At 72.4% G+C, this 14,953-nt stretch carries 14 protein-coding genes; 9 read left to right on the top strand and 5 right to left on the bottom strand.

The genetic code is table 11. The annotated features are described in order from the left end of the window. Positions 1–20 precede the first annotated feature (20 nt). The gene (locus tag PYR72_RS22120; RefSeq protein WP_275456913.1) at positions 21–1,376 is read right to left on the bottom strand and encodes an aspartate aminotransferase family protein; all 1,356 of its coding nucleotides are present in this window, start codon (positions 1,374–1,376) and stop codon (positions 21–23) included. Between the two features lie 423 nt (positions 1,377–1,799). Here PYR72_RS22120 and PYR72_RS22115 point away from each other — a divergent pair, with 423 nt between their 5' ends. From PYR72_RS22115 to PYR72_RS22100, 4 genes are all read left to right on the top strand, one after another. Next, complete coding sequence (locus PYR72_RS22115; RefSeq protein ID WP_275456912.1) at positions 1,800–2,405, top strand: DJ-1/PfpI family protein; 606 nt, start codon at positions 1,800–1,802, stop codon at positions 2,403–2,405. Beyond that, positions 2,402–2,887: a MarR family winged helix-turn-helix transcriptional regulator gene (locus tag PYR72_RS22110; protein WP_275456911.1), complete on the top strand. Its 486-nt coding sequence runs from the start codon at positions 2,402–2,404 to the stop codon at positions 2,885–2,887. Before PYR72_RS22115 ends, PYR72_RS22110 begins: the two co-directional genes overlap by 4 nt. 143 nt (positions 2,888–3,030) lie before the next feature. Then, positions 3,031–5,235 (top strand): serine/threonine-protein kinase, encoded by a 2,205-nt coding sequence (locus PYR72_RS22105; RefSeq protein WP_275456910.1) that lies wholly within the window; start codon positions 3,031–3,033, stop codon positions 5,233–5,235. 480 nt (positions 5,236–5,715) lie between these two features. Further along, a complete protein-coding gene (locus PYR72_RS22100) occupies positions 5,716–6,933 on the top strand; it encodes an IS110 family transposase (RefSeq protein WP_275456909.1) in 1,218 nt (405 codons plus the stop codon). A gap of 76 nt (positions 6,934–7,009) precedes the next feature. Here the strand turns inward: PYR72_RS22100 and PYR72_RS22095 are convergent, their stop codons facing one another. Further along, a complete protein-coding gene (locus PYR72_RS22095; protein ID WP_275456908.1) occupies positions 7,010–7,777 on the bottom strand; it encodes an SLATT domain-containing protein in 768 nt (255 codons plus the stop codon). 275 nt (positions 7,778–8,052) lie between these two features. On the opposite strand from PYR72_RS22095, the gene PYR72_RS22090 reads away from it, so the two are divergent. The 4 genes from PYR72_RS22090 to PYR72_RS22075 all read left to right on the top strand — a co-directional run bounded on the left by PYR72_RS22090 (position 8,053) and on the right by PYR72_RS22075 (position 10,823). Further along, positions 8,053–8,400: a YbaB/EbfC family nucleoid-associated protein gene (locus tag PYR72_RS22090; RefSeq protein WP_079082087.1), complete on the top strand. Its 348-nt coding sequence runs from the start codon at positions 8,053–8,055 to the stop codon at positions 8,398–8,400. A gap of 110 nt (positions 8,401–8,510) precedes the next feature. Beyond that, entirely contained in the window at positions 8,511–9,110 is a 600-nt protein-coding gene (gene recR / locus PYR72_RS22085; protein WP_059084694.1) for a recombination mediator RecR, read from the top strand. Then, positions 9,103–9,768 (top strand): DUF5063 domain-containing protein, encoded by a 666-nt coding sequence (locus tag PYR72_RS22080; protein ID WP_275456907.1) that lies wholly within the window; start codon positions 9,103–9,105, stop codon positions 9,766–9,768. The genes recR and PYR72_RS22080 overlap by 8 nt, the downstream gene beginning before the upstream one ends. A gap of 119 nt (positions 9,769–9,887) precedes the next feature. Further along, positions 9,888–10,823: a M56 family metallopeptidase gene (locus tag PYR72_RS22075; protein ID WP_210533472.1), complete on the top strand. Its 936-nt coding sequence runs from the start codon at positions 9,888–9,890 to the stop codon at positions 10,821–10,823. On the opposite strand, the gene PYR72_RS22070 is transcribed toward PYR72_RS22075, so the two are convergent. Beyond that, entirely contained in the window at positions 10,820–11,677 is an 858-nt protein-coding gene (locus PYR72_RS22070) for an alpha/beta hydrolase (RefSeq protein WP_275456906.1), read from the bottom strand. The two genes, PYR72_RS22075 and PYR72_RS22070, sit on opposite strands and share 4 nt — an antisense overlap. 483 nt (positions 11,678–12,160) lie before the next feature. Here PYR72_RS22070 and PYR72_RS22065 point away from each other — a divergent pair, with 483 nt between their 5' ends. Beyond that, the gene (locus PYR72_RS22065; protein ID WP_275456905.1) at positions 12,161–12,661 is read left to right on the top strand and encodes an SgcJ/EcaC family oxidoreductase; all 501 of its coding nucleotides are present in this window, start codon (positions 12,161–12,163) and stop codon (positions 12,659–12,661) included. A gap of 82 nt (positions 12,662–12,743) precedes the next feature. On the opposite strand, the gene PYR72_RS22060 is transcribed toward PYR72_RS22065, so the two are convergent. Together PYR72_RS22060 and PYR72_RS22055 are read right to left on the bottom strand one after the other, a co-directional pair. Next, on the bottom strand, positions 12,744–14,132 hold the full coding sequence (locus tag PYR72_RS22060; RefSeq protein ID WP_275456904.1) for a HAMP domain-containing sensor histidine kinase: 1,389 nt from the start codon (positions 14,130–14,132) through the stop codon (positions 12,744–12,746). Further along, a complete protein-coding gene (locus PYR72_RS22055) occupies positions 14,129–14,842 on the bottom strand; it encodes a response regulator transcription factor (RefSeq protein ID WP_275456903.1) in 714 nt (237 codons plus the stop codon). The genes PYR72_RS22060 and PYR72_RS22055 overlap by 4 nt, the downstream gene beginning before the upstream one ends. Positions 14,843–14,953: the final 111 nt, after the last annotated feature.

Raw genomic sequence — 14,953 nt, 5'->3', positions numbered from 1 at the left:
CACCGGGGAGGCCGTCGGCCTCACACCGTGTGCTCGTCCGCCACGGACAGGGCCGCGTCGAGGGCGGCGAGGCCCTCCTTGAACTCGGTCTCCGTGATGTTGCACGGGGGGACGACATGGGTGCGGTTCATGTTGATGAACGGCCACAGACCGTTCGCCTTGGCGGCGGCGCCGAAGGCGAGCATGGGGGCGTTCGCCTCACCGGCCGCGTTGTAGGGGACGAGGGGTTCGCGGGTCTCCTTGTTCCGCACCAGTTCCAGCGCCCAGAACATGCCGGTGCCGCGCACCTCGCCGACCGAGGGGTGGCGCTCGGCGAGTTCGCGCAGGGCGGGCTCCACGACCGAGGCGCCGAGGCGGGCCGCGTGGGTGACCACGCCCTCCTCCTCCATGACGTTGATCGTCGCGACGGCGGCGGCGCAGGCCAGCGGGTGCCCCGAGTAGGTGAGACCGCCGGGGTAGGGGCGCCGGGCGAACGTCTCGGCGATCGCGGGGGAGATGGCGACGCCGCCGAGGGGGACGTAACCCGAGTTCACGCCCTTGGCGAAGGTCATCAGGTCGGGGACGACGTCGAAGAGGTCGGCGGCGAACCAGGTGCCCGTGCGACCGAAGCCCGCCATGACCTCGTCCAGGACGAACACGATCCCGTACTTGTCGCACAGCTCCCGGACCCCGGCCAGATAGCCCGGCGGCGGGACCATGATCCCGGCCGTGCCCGGGATCGTCTCCAGGATGATCGCGGCGATGGTCGACGGTCCCTCGAAGGTGATCGTCGTCTCCAGGTGCTCAAGCGCCCGCGCGCACTCCTGCTCCTGCGTCTCCGCGTGGAAACGGGTGCGGTAGAGGAACGGCGCCCAGAAGTGCACGACCCCGGCCGTGCCGGTGTCGGAGGCCCAGCGGCGCGGGTCGCCGGTGAGGTTCACGGCCTGCTGGGTGCCGCCGTGGTACGAGCGGTAGGCGGCCAGCACCTTGGGGCGGCCGGTGTGCAGCCGGGCCATGCGGACGGCGTGCTCGACGGCGTCGGCGCCGCCGTTGGTGAAGAAGATCTTGTCCAGGTCGCCGGGGGTGCGCTCGGCGATCAGCCGGGCCGCCTCCGAACGGGCCTCGACGGCGAACGCCGGGGCGAAGGTCGTCATCGTCGCGGCCTGCTCCTGGATCGCGGCGACGACCCTCGGGTGCTGGTAGCCGATGTTCGTGTAGACGAGGCCGCTGGTGAAGTCGAGGTAGCGCCTGCCGTCGTAGTCCCAGAAGTACGAGCCTTCCGCTCCGGCGACGGCGAGCGGGTCGATGAGTTCCTGCGCGGACCAGGAGTGGAAGACGTGCGCACGGTCCGCGGCCTTCACCGCGGCGCCGGCCTGGGGGTTCGGCTGAGGGGTCATGAGGGCGAGGGTAGGCGGCGGGGACGGGGAGCGGACATCGGCGACGTGTATGGGGCGGGGCGTCGACGCACGACACAGTGTCGCCCTCTTCGCCGGCCTTCGTGCGCGGGTGCGTGGGGCTTCTCGCGCAGTTCCCCGCGCCCCTGAAAACCGGGGGCTGCGACCCACGCTTTTCCCCACACGCATGCGCGGCCCGGATCTCAAGTCCGGCGCAGCCTTGGTTCTCGGGTTCTCGGGTTCTCGGGGGCCAGGGCTTTCAGGCCCGGAGGGGCCTGGGCTTTTAGGGGCGCGGGGAACTGCGCGAGAAGCCCCACCGGGCCCGCGGATGTCATCCCACCCCGGTTCACTCCTCCCACTCATTGACAACGCACTGTCGAATTGACAGCATGTTGTCATCGAAGTCGGGGAACCGCAGGAGGAGCCATGGCCGACCACAAGCCCGTTCACCTCGCCGTGTACGACACCTACGCCGACTGGGAGACCGGCCACACGACCGCCTTTCTCGCCCGGGCCGGCCGCCGGATCCGGACGGTCGGACCCGGCCCCGAACCCGTACGGACGATCGCCGGCGTACGCATCCAGCCCGACGAAGTCCTTGACGAACTGCGCCCGGAGGACAGCTCCTTGCTGATCCTCACCGGCGCGGACCTGTGGGACGCCGGCGACGACCTGGCGCCGTTCGCCCGCAAGGCACGGGAGTTCCTGGCGGCCGGCGTGCCGGTCGCGGCCATCTGCGGGGCCACCGCCGGCCTCGCGCGGGAGGGGCTGCTGGACGACCGGGACCACACCGGCGCGGCCCCGTTCTACCTGGCCGCCACCGGATACGCGGGCGGCGGCCGGTACGTCGAGGCGGACGCCGTCACCGACGGGCTCCTCGTCACCGCGGGCCCCACCGAACCCGTCGCCCTCGCCCGTGAGGTCTTCCGCCTCCTCGGCGTCTACGAGGGCGAGGTCCTCGACGCCTGGTACCGCCTGTTCCACGACTCGGACGCGCAGGCGTACGCCGTCCTGGAGGCGGCGGGACGATGAGCCGCGACCAGCAGGACCTGCTCAGCCGCACCGCGGTCGGGATCTTCCGGCTGAACGGCCAGTTCCTCTCCGTGGCCGACGAGTTGACGCGCCCGGCCGGGCTGACGGCCGCCTGGTGGCAGGTGCTGGGCGCGGTGCTGCCCGAGCCGCTGCCCGTCGCCGGGGTCGCCAGGACCATGGGTGTCACCCGGCAGGGCGTCCAGCGGGTCGCCGACCTCCTCGTCGGCCAAGGGCTCGCCGAGTACGTGCCGAACCCGGCCCACCGCCGCGCCAAACTCCTCGCCCCGACCCCGGCCGGCCGTGCCGCGATCGACCAGGTCGAACCGGGCCACGCGGCCCTGGCCGCCCGCCTCGCGAGCGAACTGGGGGAGGAGGAGTTCGCGGAGACCGTACGGGTGATCGAACAACTGTCGGGTGTCCTCGACCGTCTCGCCACGTCACCGGGGGCCGACGCGACCCCGGCCGCTGTTACGGAACCGTAGACACCGCTCCCTCCGCCTCCCCGTGCGGCCCCACTACGATCGGTCCGTTGCGCACGTACGCGACGTACCCGTACGTACGCGTACACATCTGCAGGGGGAGACGGGGGACGGTGGCCATGGAGAAGCTCGGGCCAGGGGATCCGATGGGGGTCCCCCCGGGCGTTCAGCTCCGGGGGAGCATCGGGGCGTACCGGCTGCTGGCGCGGCTCGGGTCGGGCGGCATGGGCAACGTCTACCTGGCCCGGTCCGAGCGCGGCCGTACCGTCGCCGTGAAGCTGGTCCGGCAGGAACTGGCGGAACAGGAGGAGTTCCGGGCCCGGTTCCGGCAGGAGGTGCGGGCCGCACGGCAGGTGGGCGGGTACTGGACCGCGCCGGTCCTGGACGCGGACACCGAGGCGGGCATCCCGTGGGTCGCCACCGGATACGTCGCCGGGCCGTCCCTGCAGTCCGTGGTCGGCCGGGACCACGGGGCGCTGCCCGAGCGGTCCGTACGGATCCTCGCGGCGGGCCTCGCGCACGCGCTGGAGGACATCCACGCGGCGGGTCTCATCCACCGCGACCTCAAGCCGTCCAACGTGCTGGTGACCATCGACGGGCCGCGCGTCATCGACTTCGGCATCGCGCGGGCGCTGGAGACCGTCACGGACGGCGGGCTCACGCGCACCGGCGCGCTCGTCGGCTCGCCCGGCTTCATGGCCCCCGAACAGGTGCGCGGCGACCGCATCACCCCCGCCTGCGACGTCTTCTGCCTCGGCTCCGTCCTTGCCTACGCCGCCACCGGCAACCTCCCCTTCGGTGCCGCCAACTCCGGCGTCCACGCCCTGATGTTCCGCATCGCCGAGGAGGAACCGGATCTGGAGGGGCTGCCGGAGGGCCTGTACGACATCGTCCGGGAGTGTCTGCGCAAGGACCCCGCCGCCCGTCCGACCCTGGCCCAGATCCTCCAGCGCACGGGCGCCGAGGACACGGTCTTCGCGGGCCGGTCGCGGGACCCCTGGCTGCCGAGTGCCCTGGTGGCGCAACTGGGGCGGCACGCGGTCCAGTTGCTGGACGCGGAGGATCCCGAGGAGCCGGCGGCCGGTACGGACGGTACGGGAGGCACGGGGGCGCCGGGGGACACGGCGGCCGAGGGCGAGCCGGGAGGGCCGGCGGACGGCGGTGCTCCGGGGGCGTCCGTGCCCGCCGGGCGGCCGTCCGGGACGCCCGCCCCGGAACCGGCCGCACCCGCGCTCCCGCCGACGGCCCCGCCCGTGTATCCGCTGGGCGCCCCCGACGCTCCCTACGGCGGGTCCGGTGCCGCTGCGTCCTCCGGTGCCGGTGGGGCGGCGACCCCGGCCGGACACCCGGCCGCCGTGCCCGGGGCGGACGCGTCGCCCTCGCCGGGGGCCGCGCCCCTGGACCGCATGCCGACGCAGATCGCGGGGACGGGCGCCGGCGCGCAGCCGCCCCCGCCCAGCGCCCCGCCGGGCCCCGCGCCCGCTGGGTACGGCTTCCCGCAGCACTACACGCAGCAGCCCGCCGGCGGGTACGGGCAGCAGCCCGCCGCCCCCGGGTACGGCTACCCGCAGAGCGCGCCGTACGGGGCGTACGGGCAGGGCGGGGTCGGGCAGGGCGGGGTCGGGCCGGGCGCGTACGGGCAGGGCGCGTACGGCGGTGGGCCGGGGGCCGGTGCCGCTCCCGGGGCGGGGCTCGGTCCGACCCCGCCCTACGGGCCGCACCCCGTGCCCGGGCTCGGTCCCGGGGCGGCTCCCGGCGGGCAGCCCGAGCCGCCGCGCGGCAACCGGCGTTCCTCCGTGTTCCTCGTCGCCGTCGCGCTGGTCGTCGCGCTCGGCGCGGGCGGCTCGGTGTACGCGGTGATGAACAAGGGCGGGGGCGGGGGCGAGGAGGACGACGCGAAGGGCGGGGCGACCACGAGCGCGCCGGAGACACCGGGGCCGACGTCGCCCGAGCCGACGGATCCGGAGACCTCCCCGCAGGAGACCACCGAGTCGCCCGACGCCGGCACGGTCCCGGAGGGCTTCCTCGGCACCTGGACCGCCACGCTGCCCGGCTCCGACACCCGTGAACTGGTCCTCCGGCAGGGCGAGGTCGGTGACACCGTGCTCTCGCTGACGGCGGACGGCCCGCTCGACGGCGGCGGCACGTACCACTGCGTGTTCGAGGCGGCGCTGACGGACGAGCCGGCCGACGACGGCCCGCTCAGCATCGGCCCCTCGACCGTCAGCACCGGTGAACCGGCCACGTCCTGCTCCCCGGGCGCCGCCACCACGGTCACCCTGCTGCCGGACGGGCGGCTCCGCCGGGTCGACACGGCGGGCAAGTCGGTGACGTACACGAAGTCGGACTGATCGAGGGCCGCTGCCTCCGGCTTGGTGCGGGTGGGGTGCGTGGGGGGTGCGGTGCGTGGGAGGGTGCGGGTGCGTGGGGGCTGGTCGCGCAGTTCCCCGCGCCCCTAAACGCTCAGGCCCTGCGGGCCTGAAAAGCAGTGGGCGGAGCCCCTGCTTTTCAGGGGCGCGGGGAACTGCGCGAGAAGCCCCAGCGGACCCGCACCCGGAAACGCACCGACCCCGTTATGTTTTCCGCGGTCCTGCAAGAGGGCCGCTGGCCTCCGGGCCCGGCATGACTGTGTCCCCCTGTCGAACGGATGACCTGGGGGGTGATGTCACCGGGCCCGGAAGGTGCCGTCGGAGACGCTGATGAGAGGTCCGGCCACCGTCCGGTCCGGCGCAATGCCGGACAGCTCGCGGGCGGCAGGTCTGCATAACGTGGATGCGCGCGTACGACACCACTGCCGAGGCCGGCACACTCAACTCCCCTGGAAGGGCACGATGGTCGACACCGAAGACGTGGGCGTGTTCCTCGGCCTGGACGTCGGCAAGACGGCCCACCACGGCCACGGGCTCACCCCGGCCGGGAAGAAGGTCTTCGACAAGCAGCTGCCCAACAGCGAGCCGAAACTGCGGGCCGTCTTCGACAAACTGACCGAGAAGTTCGGCACCGTCCTGGTGATCGTGGACCAGCCCGCCTCGATCGGAGCCCTGCCCCTGACCGTCGCCCGGGATGCGGGCTGCCAGGTCGCCTATCTGCCCGGACTGGCCATGCGCCGGATCGCCGACCTCTACCCGGGCGAGGCGAAGACCGACGCCAAGGACGCCGCGGTGATCGCGGACGCCGCCCGCACCATGCCCCACACCCTGCGCACCCTGGAGCTGGCCGACGAGATCACCGCCGAGCTGACCGTGCTGACCGGCTTCGACCAGGACCTCGCGGCCGAGGCCACCCGCACCTCCAACCGGATACGCGGCCTGCTCACCCAGTTCCACCCGTCACTGGAACGCGTCCTCGGCCCCCGCCTCGACCACCTCGCCGTCACCTGGCTGCTGGAGCGTTACGGCTCTCCGGCCGCACTGCGAAAGGCCGGCCGCCGTCGGCTGGTCGAGGTGATCCGTCCGAAGGCACCGCGCATGGCCGCACGACTGATCGACGATGTCTTCGATGCCCTCGACGAGCAGACCGTCGTCGTCCCCGGCACCGGCACCCTCGACATCGTGATCCCCTCCCTGGCCGCCTCGCTCGCCACCGTCCACACCCAGCGCAGGGCCCTGGAAGCCCAGATCAACGCCCTGCTGGAGGCCCACCCTCTTTCCCCGGTCCTGACGTCGATGCCCGGCGTCGGCGTCAGGACCGCCGCAGTCCTGCTGGTCACCGTCGGCGACGGCACCGGCTTCCCCACCGCCGCCCACCTCGCCTCCTACGCCGGCCTCGCCCCGACCACGAAGTCGTCCGGGACCTCGATCCACGGCGAACACGCACCCCGAGGCGGAAACCGGCAGCTCAAACGCGCCATGTTCCTCTCCGCCTTCGCCTGCATGAACGCCGACCCGGCCTCCCGCACCTACTACGACCGCCAGCGAGCCCGCGGCAAAACCCACACCCAGGCCCTCCTCCGCCTCGCCCGTCAACGCATCAGCGTCCTGTTCGCCATGCTCCGCGACGGCACCTTCTACGAACCCCGCATCCCCAAGGACGTCGAACTCGCCGCATGACCCCAGCCAGCCAATCCACCCCAACCTGGGCGCCTTGACGAAAGACATAGAGGCACCCCCCCACGCACCCCACCCGCTAACGAGCCTCCGGCGGCCGCTGCCGAGGCATGTTCGGCCGTGCCCCCGGCGGCATCGGCACCCGCCCGTTGCCGTTCACCTCGGGCCGTGCCGCCGGGCCTCCGACCTGCACACCGAGCGGAGCGGGACCCGTCCGGAACTCCACCATCCAGTCCGCCGTCTCCGCCCGCACCAGCTCCGTCACGTCCTCGGAGAACCGCCGGAGCACCCCGAGACACCGCTCCGCGGCCTCCCCGGCCGTCCCCTCCGCGGGTCCCAGCACCTCCCGCGCGCTCTCGGACGCCCAGTCGAACCGCAACATCTGGAGCCGCCGCTGCACCGCCTGCGCCGTGGCGACGTCCCGCATCCACCCGGAGGTGACGCCGAAGAACCGGTCCACCCCGACACACGCCACGCAGGTCAGCAGCGCGAGATACCCCCAGGGGGCCGCCCCGCCCACCGCCCCCGTGAGGTCGAGCAGCGGCAGCGCCGCCCCGGTGAGCGCCCCCGCCGCCGCCCCGATCCGCAGCACCCGCGCCGTCACCCGTTTCCACACCCGGTCCGCGAGATACCACGCGGCCGTCTCCAGCGCCGCCCGCTCGACCCAGTGGTACAGCTCCTCCAGCCGCTCCGCCGGCGCCCCCCAGTCCCCCTGCGGAAACGGCCGCCCGGCCAGATCCCCCACCCACGGCCCGGCCGCCGACGGCCACGGCTCCGCCCACAGCCCGGACCCCTCACCCCGCCCGTCCTGGGGTCCCCCCTCGGGCTGCATCTCCGGCTGGCTCACCCGGCACTCCCTACGTACGTACGGCGCTCACGCACCACCCTGACGCGGCCGGACCCCTTCCTACCTCCCAATGGGTGGCGAAGATGGTGTTTTCACCGCTTTTCCCCTGGAAGATGCCCTTGATCAGATATACGAATCCCCGCTGACTCACTCGAAAGAGTGGCGCGGCACGGGCCGGGCCGACCACGTAGGCTCGTGGCGACCGTAAGAACGTGAACGGTGACGCCCGTCGGTGGACGGTGCCGCCCGTGAGTACTCGTGCGAGGGAGCTGAACGTGATCCCCGGTGGTGGCCAGCCCAACATGCAGCAGCTGCTCCAGCAGGCCCAGAAGATGCAGCAGGACCTGGCGAGGGCACAGGAGGAGCTCGCGCGGACGGAGGTCGACGGTCAGGCGGGCGGCGGCCTGGTGCGCGCCACCGTCACCGGCTCCGGCGAACTGCGCGCGCTGAAGATCGACCCCAAGGCGGTGGACCCGGAGGACACCGAGACCCTCGCCGACCTGGTCGTCGCGGCCGTCCAGGCGGCCAACGAGAACGCCCAGACCCTCCAGCAGCAGAAACTGGGCCCCCTCGCCCAGGGCCTCGGCGGCGGTGGCGCGGGTATTCCCGGCCTGCCCTTCTGAGCGCCTCCGCGACCCCTGTCCGACCCCATCCGTGCCCCGTACCGCCTTCCTCGGAGCGGCGGGGGCCGACTACGGTACGTACTGAATGACACCAGGAAGGACGGCAGTCCGTGTACGAAGGCGTGGTCCAGGACCTCATCGACGAGCTGGGGCGGCTGCCCGGCGTCGGTCCCAAGAGCGCGCAGCGGATCGCCTTCCACATCCTGCAGGCGGAGCCGACGGACGTCCGGCGCCTCGCGCACGCGCTCCTCGAAGTGAAGGCGAAGGTCCGCTTCTGCGCGACCTGCGGCAACGTCGCGCAGGAGGAGCTGTGCGGGATCTGCCGCGACTCCCGCCGTGACGCCACGGTCATCTGTGTCGTGGAGGAGCCGAAGGACGTCGTGGCGATCGAACGCACCCGCGAGTTCCGGGGCACGTACCACGTCCTCGGCGGCGCGATCAGCCCGATCGAGGGCGTCGGCCCGGACGACCTGCGCATACGGGAGCTGCTGGCCCGCCTGGCCGACGGCAGGGTCACCGAGCTGATCCTGGCCACGGACCCGAATCTCGAAGGCGAGGCCACGGCCACGTACCTCGCCCGCATGATCAAACCCATGGGCCTCAAGGTCACCCGCCTGGCCAGCGGCCTCCCGGTGGGTGGCGACCTGGAATACGCGGACGAGGTGACCCTCGGCCGCGCCTTCGAGGGGAGACGATTGCTGGATGTCTGACGCCACGCTGCACGCGACGGACCTGAACCCGGACGACTTCGCGGTCCAGATCGCGGACCAGATCGAGAGCTTCCTGGTCGCCGTCACCGAGGTGGCCAAGGGTGACGAGCCGGACTCGGCCGTCCCCTTCCTCCTCCTGGAGGTGTCCCAGCTGCTCCTGGCCGGCGGCCGTCTCGGCGCGCACGAGGACATCGTCCCGGACGAGCGCTACGAGCCGGACCCGGGCCCCGAGACGGACGTCGACGAACTGCGCGAACGCCTCGCCCTGATGCTGGAGCCGGTCGACGTCTACTCCGAGGTCTTCGACCCCTACGAGCCCCGCAAGGCGCCGGTCCCCGCCCGGATCTCCGACGACCTCGCCGACGTCGTCGCCGACCTCCGCCACGGCATGGCCCACTACCGGGCCGGCCGCACCACCGAGGCCCTGTGGTGGTGGCAGTTCTCCTACTTCTCCAACTGGGGCTCCACGGCCTCGGCGACGCTGCGCGCCCTCCAGTCCCTGGTGGCCCACGTCCGCCTCAACCAGCCCCTCGCCGAACTGGACGGCCTCGACACCGACCAGGAACTGATGGGCGACGAGACGTTGGAGTTCGAGGCGGGCCAGGTCATGGCCCAGGAGATCGCGGGGCCGCTGGGGCTGGGCAGGAAGGTGCAGTAGCCCCGCGGAGGGTCCTGCGGGTGGGGCGGCGGCGGTAGCGTAGGAACCGTCGTCGTACGACGCTCCGTAGCTCCTCGCGCAGTCCCCTCGCCCCCCGACCAGGAACCGGACCCAGTGACGTGACCGTTGTCCTGCTCCTTCTCGCCGCCGTGGCCGTGACCGCCGCGGTGCTGGGCCCTCGCACCCTGCTCAGGGCGAGGTGGCCCGAGCGGGAGCCCGTGGTCGCGCTCTGGGCGTGGCAGTGCCTGGTGGCCGCGGCCCTGCTGAGCTGCCTCGCGGCGCTGGTGCTGGGCGCGGCGGCGGTGTTCGGGACCGTGCGGACGCACGCCTTCGCGCCCGCGCCCCCGGAGGTGACCGCCGCGTACGACCTCACGGCCGCGCCGCCCTGGACGGCCGTCCTGACGCTGGCGCTGGCCCTGGGCGCGGCCTGGAGCGGGGCGATGCTGGCCCGGGAGCTGGTCGAGGCCAGGCGCCGCCGGCAGCTGCGCCGGGCGCACCTGCGCGAGCGCGCCCCCGACCTCCCGGCCGGGCTGCCGCAGACGAAGGGGCCGCTGCTGGTCCTGGAGGACGAGTATCCGGACGCCTGGCTGATGCCGGGTGCCCCGCCCCAACTGGTCGTCACGACGGGTGCGTTGGGCAAGCTGAGTGACCGTCAGCTGGACGCCGTGCTCGCCCATGAACTCGGGCACGCCCGTGCCCGCCACGACTGGCTGCTCCACCTCTCCACCGCCCTCGCCACGGGCTTCCCGCGCGTCCCCCTCTTCGCCCACTTCGCCGACCAGACCCACCGCCTCGTCGAACTGGCCGCCGACGACACGGCGTCCCGCCGCTGCGGTCACCTGACCACGGCGCTGGCCCTCATCGAACTCAACCAGCACCGGGGCGTGTTGAGCTGCTCCAACACCCGCCGCCTGCTGGGCGACCGGGTCGAGCGGCTGCTGGAGCCGCCGCCCCGCCTGGACCGCACCCGCCGCGCCGCCACCACCACGGCCGCCGCGCTCCTCGCCCTCCTCCCGCTCCTGATCGCGTTCGCCCCGGCGCTCGGGACGCTCTAGTCGGTTCGCTGGTCCGTCTGCTGCTCCTGGAGGAAGTCCAGCAGCACGGCGGTGAGTTCGGCGGGGGCATCCTCCTGGACGAGGTGCCCCGCACCCGCGATCGGCTCGAAGCGTGCGCCCGGCACCAGACCGGCCAGCTCCCGTCCCTTCGCCAGCGGGATCCATCCGTCCTCCTCGCCCCAGCACACCAGGGCCGGGATGCCGATCTCCCCGTACCGGCCCTGGATCTCGTCGGTGTGGGCCTGGTCCGCCTGGGCGATCTGCCGGTAGAAGGCGGGCTGTCCGTGCTCGCCGAGCCACGGCCGGACGAGCCGGTCGAGGACGGTGGGATGCAGGCCGGGACCGCCGGTGGAGGCGATGTACTCGCGCACCAAGGCCCGGTGCAGTGCGGGCGGCAGCTGTTCGAAGACCGCCGCGTGACGGCCCAGCAGCCGGAAGGAGGGCGTGCCCCACGGGGCGAGTGCGACGGGGTCGACGAGGGCGAGCGCGCGGTAGCGGGAACCGTGCAGCAGGTGGGCCCGCAGGGCGACGGCGCCGCCGAAGTCGTGTGCGACCACGACGGGTTCGTCCAGGTCCCAGTGCGCCAGCAGCTCGGCGAAGACCCGCCCCTGCGCGGCCAGGGACACGTCCTGGCCGGTGTGCATGTCCGACTCCCCGTACCCGGGCATGTCCCACACGAACACCTGGTGGCGGTCGGTGTCGGCCAGCGCCTGGGCGATGCCGCGCCAGACGTAGGAGGAGAAGGGGGTGCCGTGACAGAGCACGACCGGTTCCCGTCCGGCCTCCCCGATCGTGCCCCACCGCACGGCCCCCGACGCACTACGGAACGTCTCAGTCAGCAGCACTTCGCTCATGGCGGTCTGTTACCCCGGGGAACGGTCGAGTCACAGCGGCTCGGAGAGCGGGCACTGCCTCGAATCCGCATCGCCGCAGGTCAACCCGGTGCTTGAGCCCCGGGATCCGAGCTCTTCCCATGGGTCTCCAAGCGCTACCGGCACGCGGAGACGTTCGCCTTCGGGGCCACGGTCGAGCTGCCCGACCCGGTGAACGTCACCCTGGACACCGAGCACCTCAAGGAGTACGTCGACCGACTCTTCGACCCGCACGGCCCTCGTCCGCCACCTCCCGCACCGTACAGGCCGGTTGTCGGACGTCAGCGTGAACTCGCCCACCGACACCGAGCGATGGATCCGTCACCCTCCGTGCTTTGGCTGACCCCTGGCCGCCCCCTGTACGTCTCCTGCACGGCCCCTAACCGGCGTCACGCGAATCTGGAGTCACTTCCACCGCACACGAAGCGGAGGCAGTAACACCCCAACCTCGCACAGGAGTTCGCGATGACCCGCAAGAACCGCATACGCGCCGCCATCGTCACCGCCACCGCACTCGTCACCGCCGGCACCGTCACCGCCGGGGTCAGCATGGCCGGGGCCGAGGCCGCGCCGAAGAAGCCCTCCAAGAAGGAGATCGCGGCGCTCTTCGACGGCTGGAACAAGACGCTGAGGACCGGCGACTCCAAGAAGGTGGCGGACCGCTACGCGAAGGACGCGGTGCTCCTGCCGACGGTCTCCAACAAGATCCGCACCGACCGCGCCGGCATCGTCGACTACTTCAACCACTTCCTGGAGAACAAGCCGGTCGGCAAGAAGACCAAGACGATCATCAACGTCCTGGACGCCAACTCGGCCATCGACACCGGCTCGTACTACTTCATCCTCACCGACCCCAAGACCGGCGAGAAGCGGCGCGTCGACGCCCGTTACACCTACGAGTACGAGAAGCGCAACGGCGTGTGGAAGATCGTGAACCACCACTCGTCGATGATGCCCGAGGGCTGATCGGCCGACCGAACCCAAAGTCGTGGCTGGGCTCGACCCCCCGGCCCAGCCACCCCGGACCGGCTGAGCCACCTCTCCCGGCTCAGCCGCCCCCGTGCCGCGCCGCACGCAACGTGAGCGCGACGCACAACCCGCCCCCGGGGGCGTCCTTGAGGGCCACGGTCCCGTTGTCGTCGGTGACGAGCTGCTTGACGACGGCGAGACCGAGGCCCGAACCGGACTTCCCGGTGAGGCCCTGACCGCGCCAGAAGCGGTCGAAGGCGCGGGACTTCTCGGCGTCCGACATACCGGGCCCCTCGTCCAGCACCGACAGCACCACCTCGTCGCCCCGGGTCTCGACCGAGACCGTGATGGTCGCACCGTCCGGCGAGACCTCCAGGGCGTTCGACAGCACGTTGTCCAGGACCTGGTCCAGATGACCGGGACTGGCCAGCACAAGCGGCCGGCCGTCGGCACTCCCCCTGAGCGTGATGGTGACTCCGCGCTCGTCGGCGGCCGGTCTCCACACGTCGAGACGTTCCTGGATGATGTCCCGGAGGGACAGCGGTTCCGCCGCCGTCACCTTCGCCTCCGCCCGCGCCAGCACCAGCAGCCCGTTGACCAGGCGGCTCATCCGGACCACCTCGGCGGTGGCCTGCTCCACGTCCTCCCGGACGAACTCGTCGTCCGTGCCGTCCGCGATGTTGTCCAGCGACAGCCGCAACGCCGTGAGCGGGGTGCGCAGTTGATGGGAGGCGTCGGCGACGAAGATGCGCTGCGAGGCGATCAGCGTGTCGAGGCGCTCGCCCGCCTGGTTCAGCGTCCGTGCCAGGGTCTGTGTCTCCTGGGGGCCCGTCACGGGGGAGCGGGCCGTCAGGTCCCCGTCGCTCATCTTGCTCGCCATCTCGTTGAGCTGGCGCAGCGGCGCGGTCAGGCGCCGGGCGGCGTAGACGCCGATGATCGCGGCGGCCAGCAGCACCAGCACCGCCAGCGTCGCCCGAAAACCCCAGATCTGCCAGAGCCGGGCCGTGAGGTCGTCGGTGGAGAACTTGATACGGACCGCGCCGACCACCTTCTCCTCGTCGGTCCTGCCGTCCGGCGTACGCTCGAAGGCGGGAGCCGTGACCACCAGGTTGTCACCCCAGATGAAGTCCGAGCCCCAGTCGACCGTGCTCCGGCCGTGTTCCAGAGCCCGGCCCAGCGCCGCGTCCGCCTTCGGCTCCCCCAGCCTCTCCGGCGCACACCTGTCGGTCGCGGTGACCTCGACCTTCTCCTCCTCGTGCGGGTACGCCCCCGCCAGCTGTGCCAGGGCCTCGCAGGAGGCGGTGTCGCCCACGCCCAGCAGCCGGGCCATCGTCTTGGCCTCGCGCAGGACGGCACCGCTGGTGTCGTCCCGCAGCTGATCCGTGAGCGTGAACGCCACCGGCACGGTGAACAGGGCGATCGCCACCGCCACGAGGAGGACGTAGCTGCGGATGAGCTGACGGATCATGACGCGCCGGAGCCCTCACTGCCGTCGGCGCCCGTGCCCTCGTTCACGATGAGCCGGAACCCCACGCCCCGCACCGCCTCGATGGTGATGGCCCCGGTGAGCTTGCGCCTCAGCGCGGCCACATGGACGTCGAGCGTCTTCGTCGGGCCGAACCAGTTCGCGTCCCAGACCGCTTCCATGATCTGCTCGCGCGACATCAGGGCGCCCGGCTCCTCGGTGAGGAAGGCCAGGAGGTCGTACTCCTTGGGGGCCAGCGCCACCTCCGTACCGTCGAGATGGACGCGGGCGGCCTTGCGGTCGACGGTGAGGCGGGGCCCGTAGCGGTCGGGCCCGGCGGGGGGCGCGTCGGCGGCGCGCGGCTGCGCCCGGCGCATCACCGCCCTTATGCGGGCGATCACCTCGCGGACGCCGAACGGCTTGGAGACGTAGTCGTCGGCCCCCAGTTCCAGCCCGACCACGCGGTCCGTCTCGTCGCTGCGGGCGCTGATCACGATGATCGGCACCTGGCTGCGGTCCCGCAGGGCCTTGCAGACATCGAGTCCGTCGGTGTCGGGCAGACCGAGATCCAGGAGGACGACGTCGTACGGTCCGCCGTACGACAGCGCCGCCCCGCCCGTGTTGACCCACTCCACCTCGAAGCCGTATCGCAGGAGTCCACGTCGCAGGGACTCGGCGACCGGCTCGTCGTCTTCCACCAGAAGTACGCGCACGGCCACGACCTTAGTGCTTGAAAGTTTGCGTTCCCTCGTCGCGGGGCCCCTCGGTGTGACTCCAGGCACTTTTCCCCGTCCGTGCCGACTGTTCGGCGCCGGCCTGGGCAG

The sequence above is a fragment of the Streptomyces sp. VNUA24 genome (assembly GCF_029167005.1).
Taxonomy (GTDB): Bacteria; Actinomycetota; Actinomycetes; order Streptomycetales; family Streptomycetaceae; genus Streptomyces; species Streptomyces scabiei.
This window is presented reverse-complemented; position numbering and strand designations above follow the sequence as displayed.

Coding starts and splice junctions, on each gene's coding strand:
- PYR72_RS22120 (WP_275456913.1), bottom strand. CDS start 1,376: ATGACCCCTCAGCCGAACCCCCAGGCCGGCGCCGCGGTGAAGGCCGCG.
- PYR72_RS22115 (WP_275456912.1), top strand. CDS start 1,800: ATGGCCGACCACAAGCCCGTTCACCTCGCCGTGTACGACACCTACGCC.
- PYR72_RS22110 (WP_275456911.1), top strand. CDS start 2,402: ATGAGCCGCGACCAGCAGGACCTGCTCAGCCGCACCGCGGTCGGGATC.
- PYR72_RS22105 (WP_275456910.1), top strand. CDS start 3,031: ATGGGGGTCCCCCCGGGCGTTCAGCTCCGGGGGAGCATCGGGGCGTAC.
- PYR72_RS22100 (WP_275456909.1), top strand. CDS start 5,716: ATGGTCGACACCGAAGACGTGGGCGTGTTCCTCGGCCTGGACGTCGGC.
- PYR72_RS22080 (WP_275456907.1), top strand. CDS start 9,103: ATGTCTGACGCCACGCTGCACGCGACGGACCTGAACCCGGACGACTTC.
- PYR72_RS22070 (WP_275456906.1), bottom strand. CDS start 11,677: ATGAGCGAAGTGCTGCTGACTGAGACGTTCCGTAGTGCGTCGGGGGCC.
- PYR72_RS22065 (WP_275456905.1), top strand. CDS start 12,161: ATGACCCGCAAGAACCGCATACGCGCCGCCATCGTCACCGCCACCGCA.
- PYR72_RS22060 (WP_275456904.1), bottom strand. CDS start 14,132: ATGATCCGTCAGCTCATCCGCAGCTACGTCCTCCTCGTGGCGGTGGCG.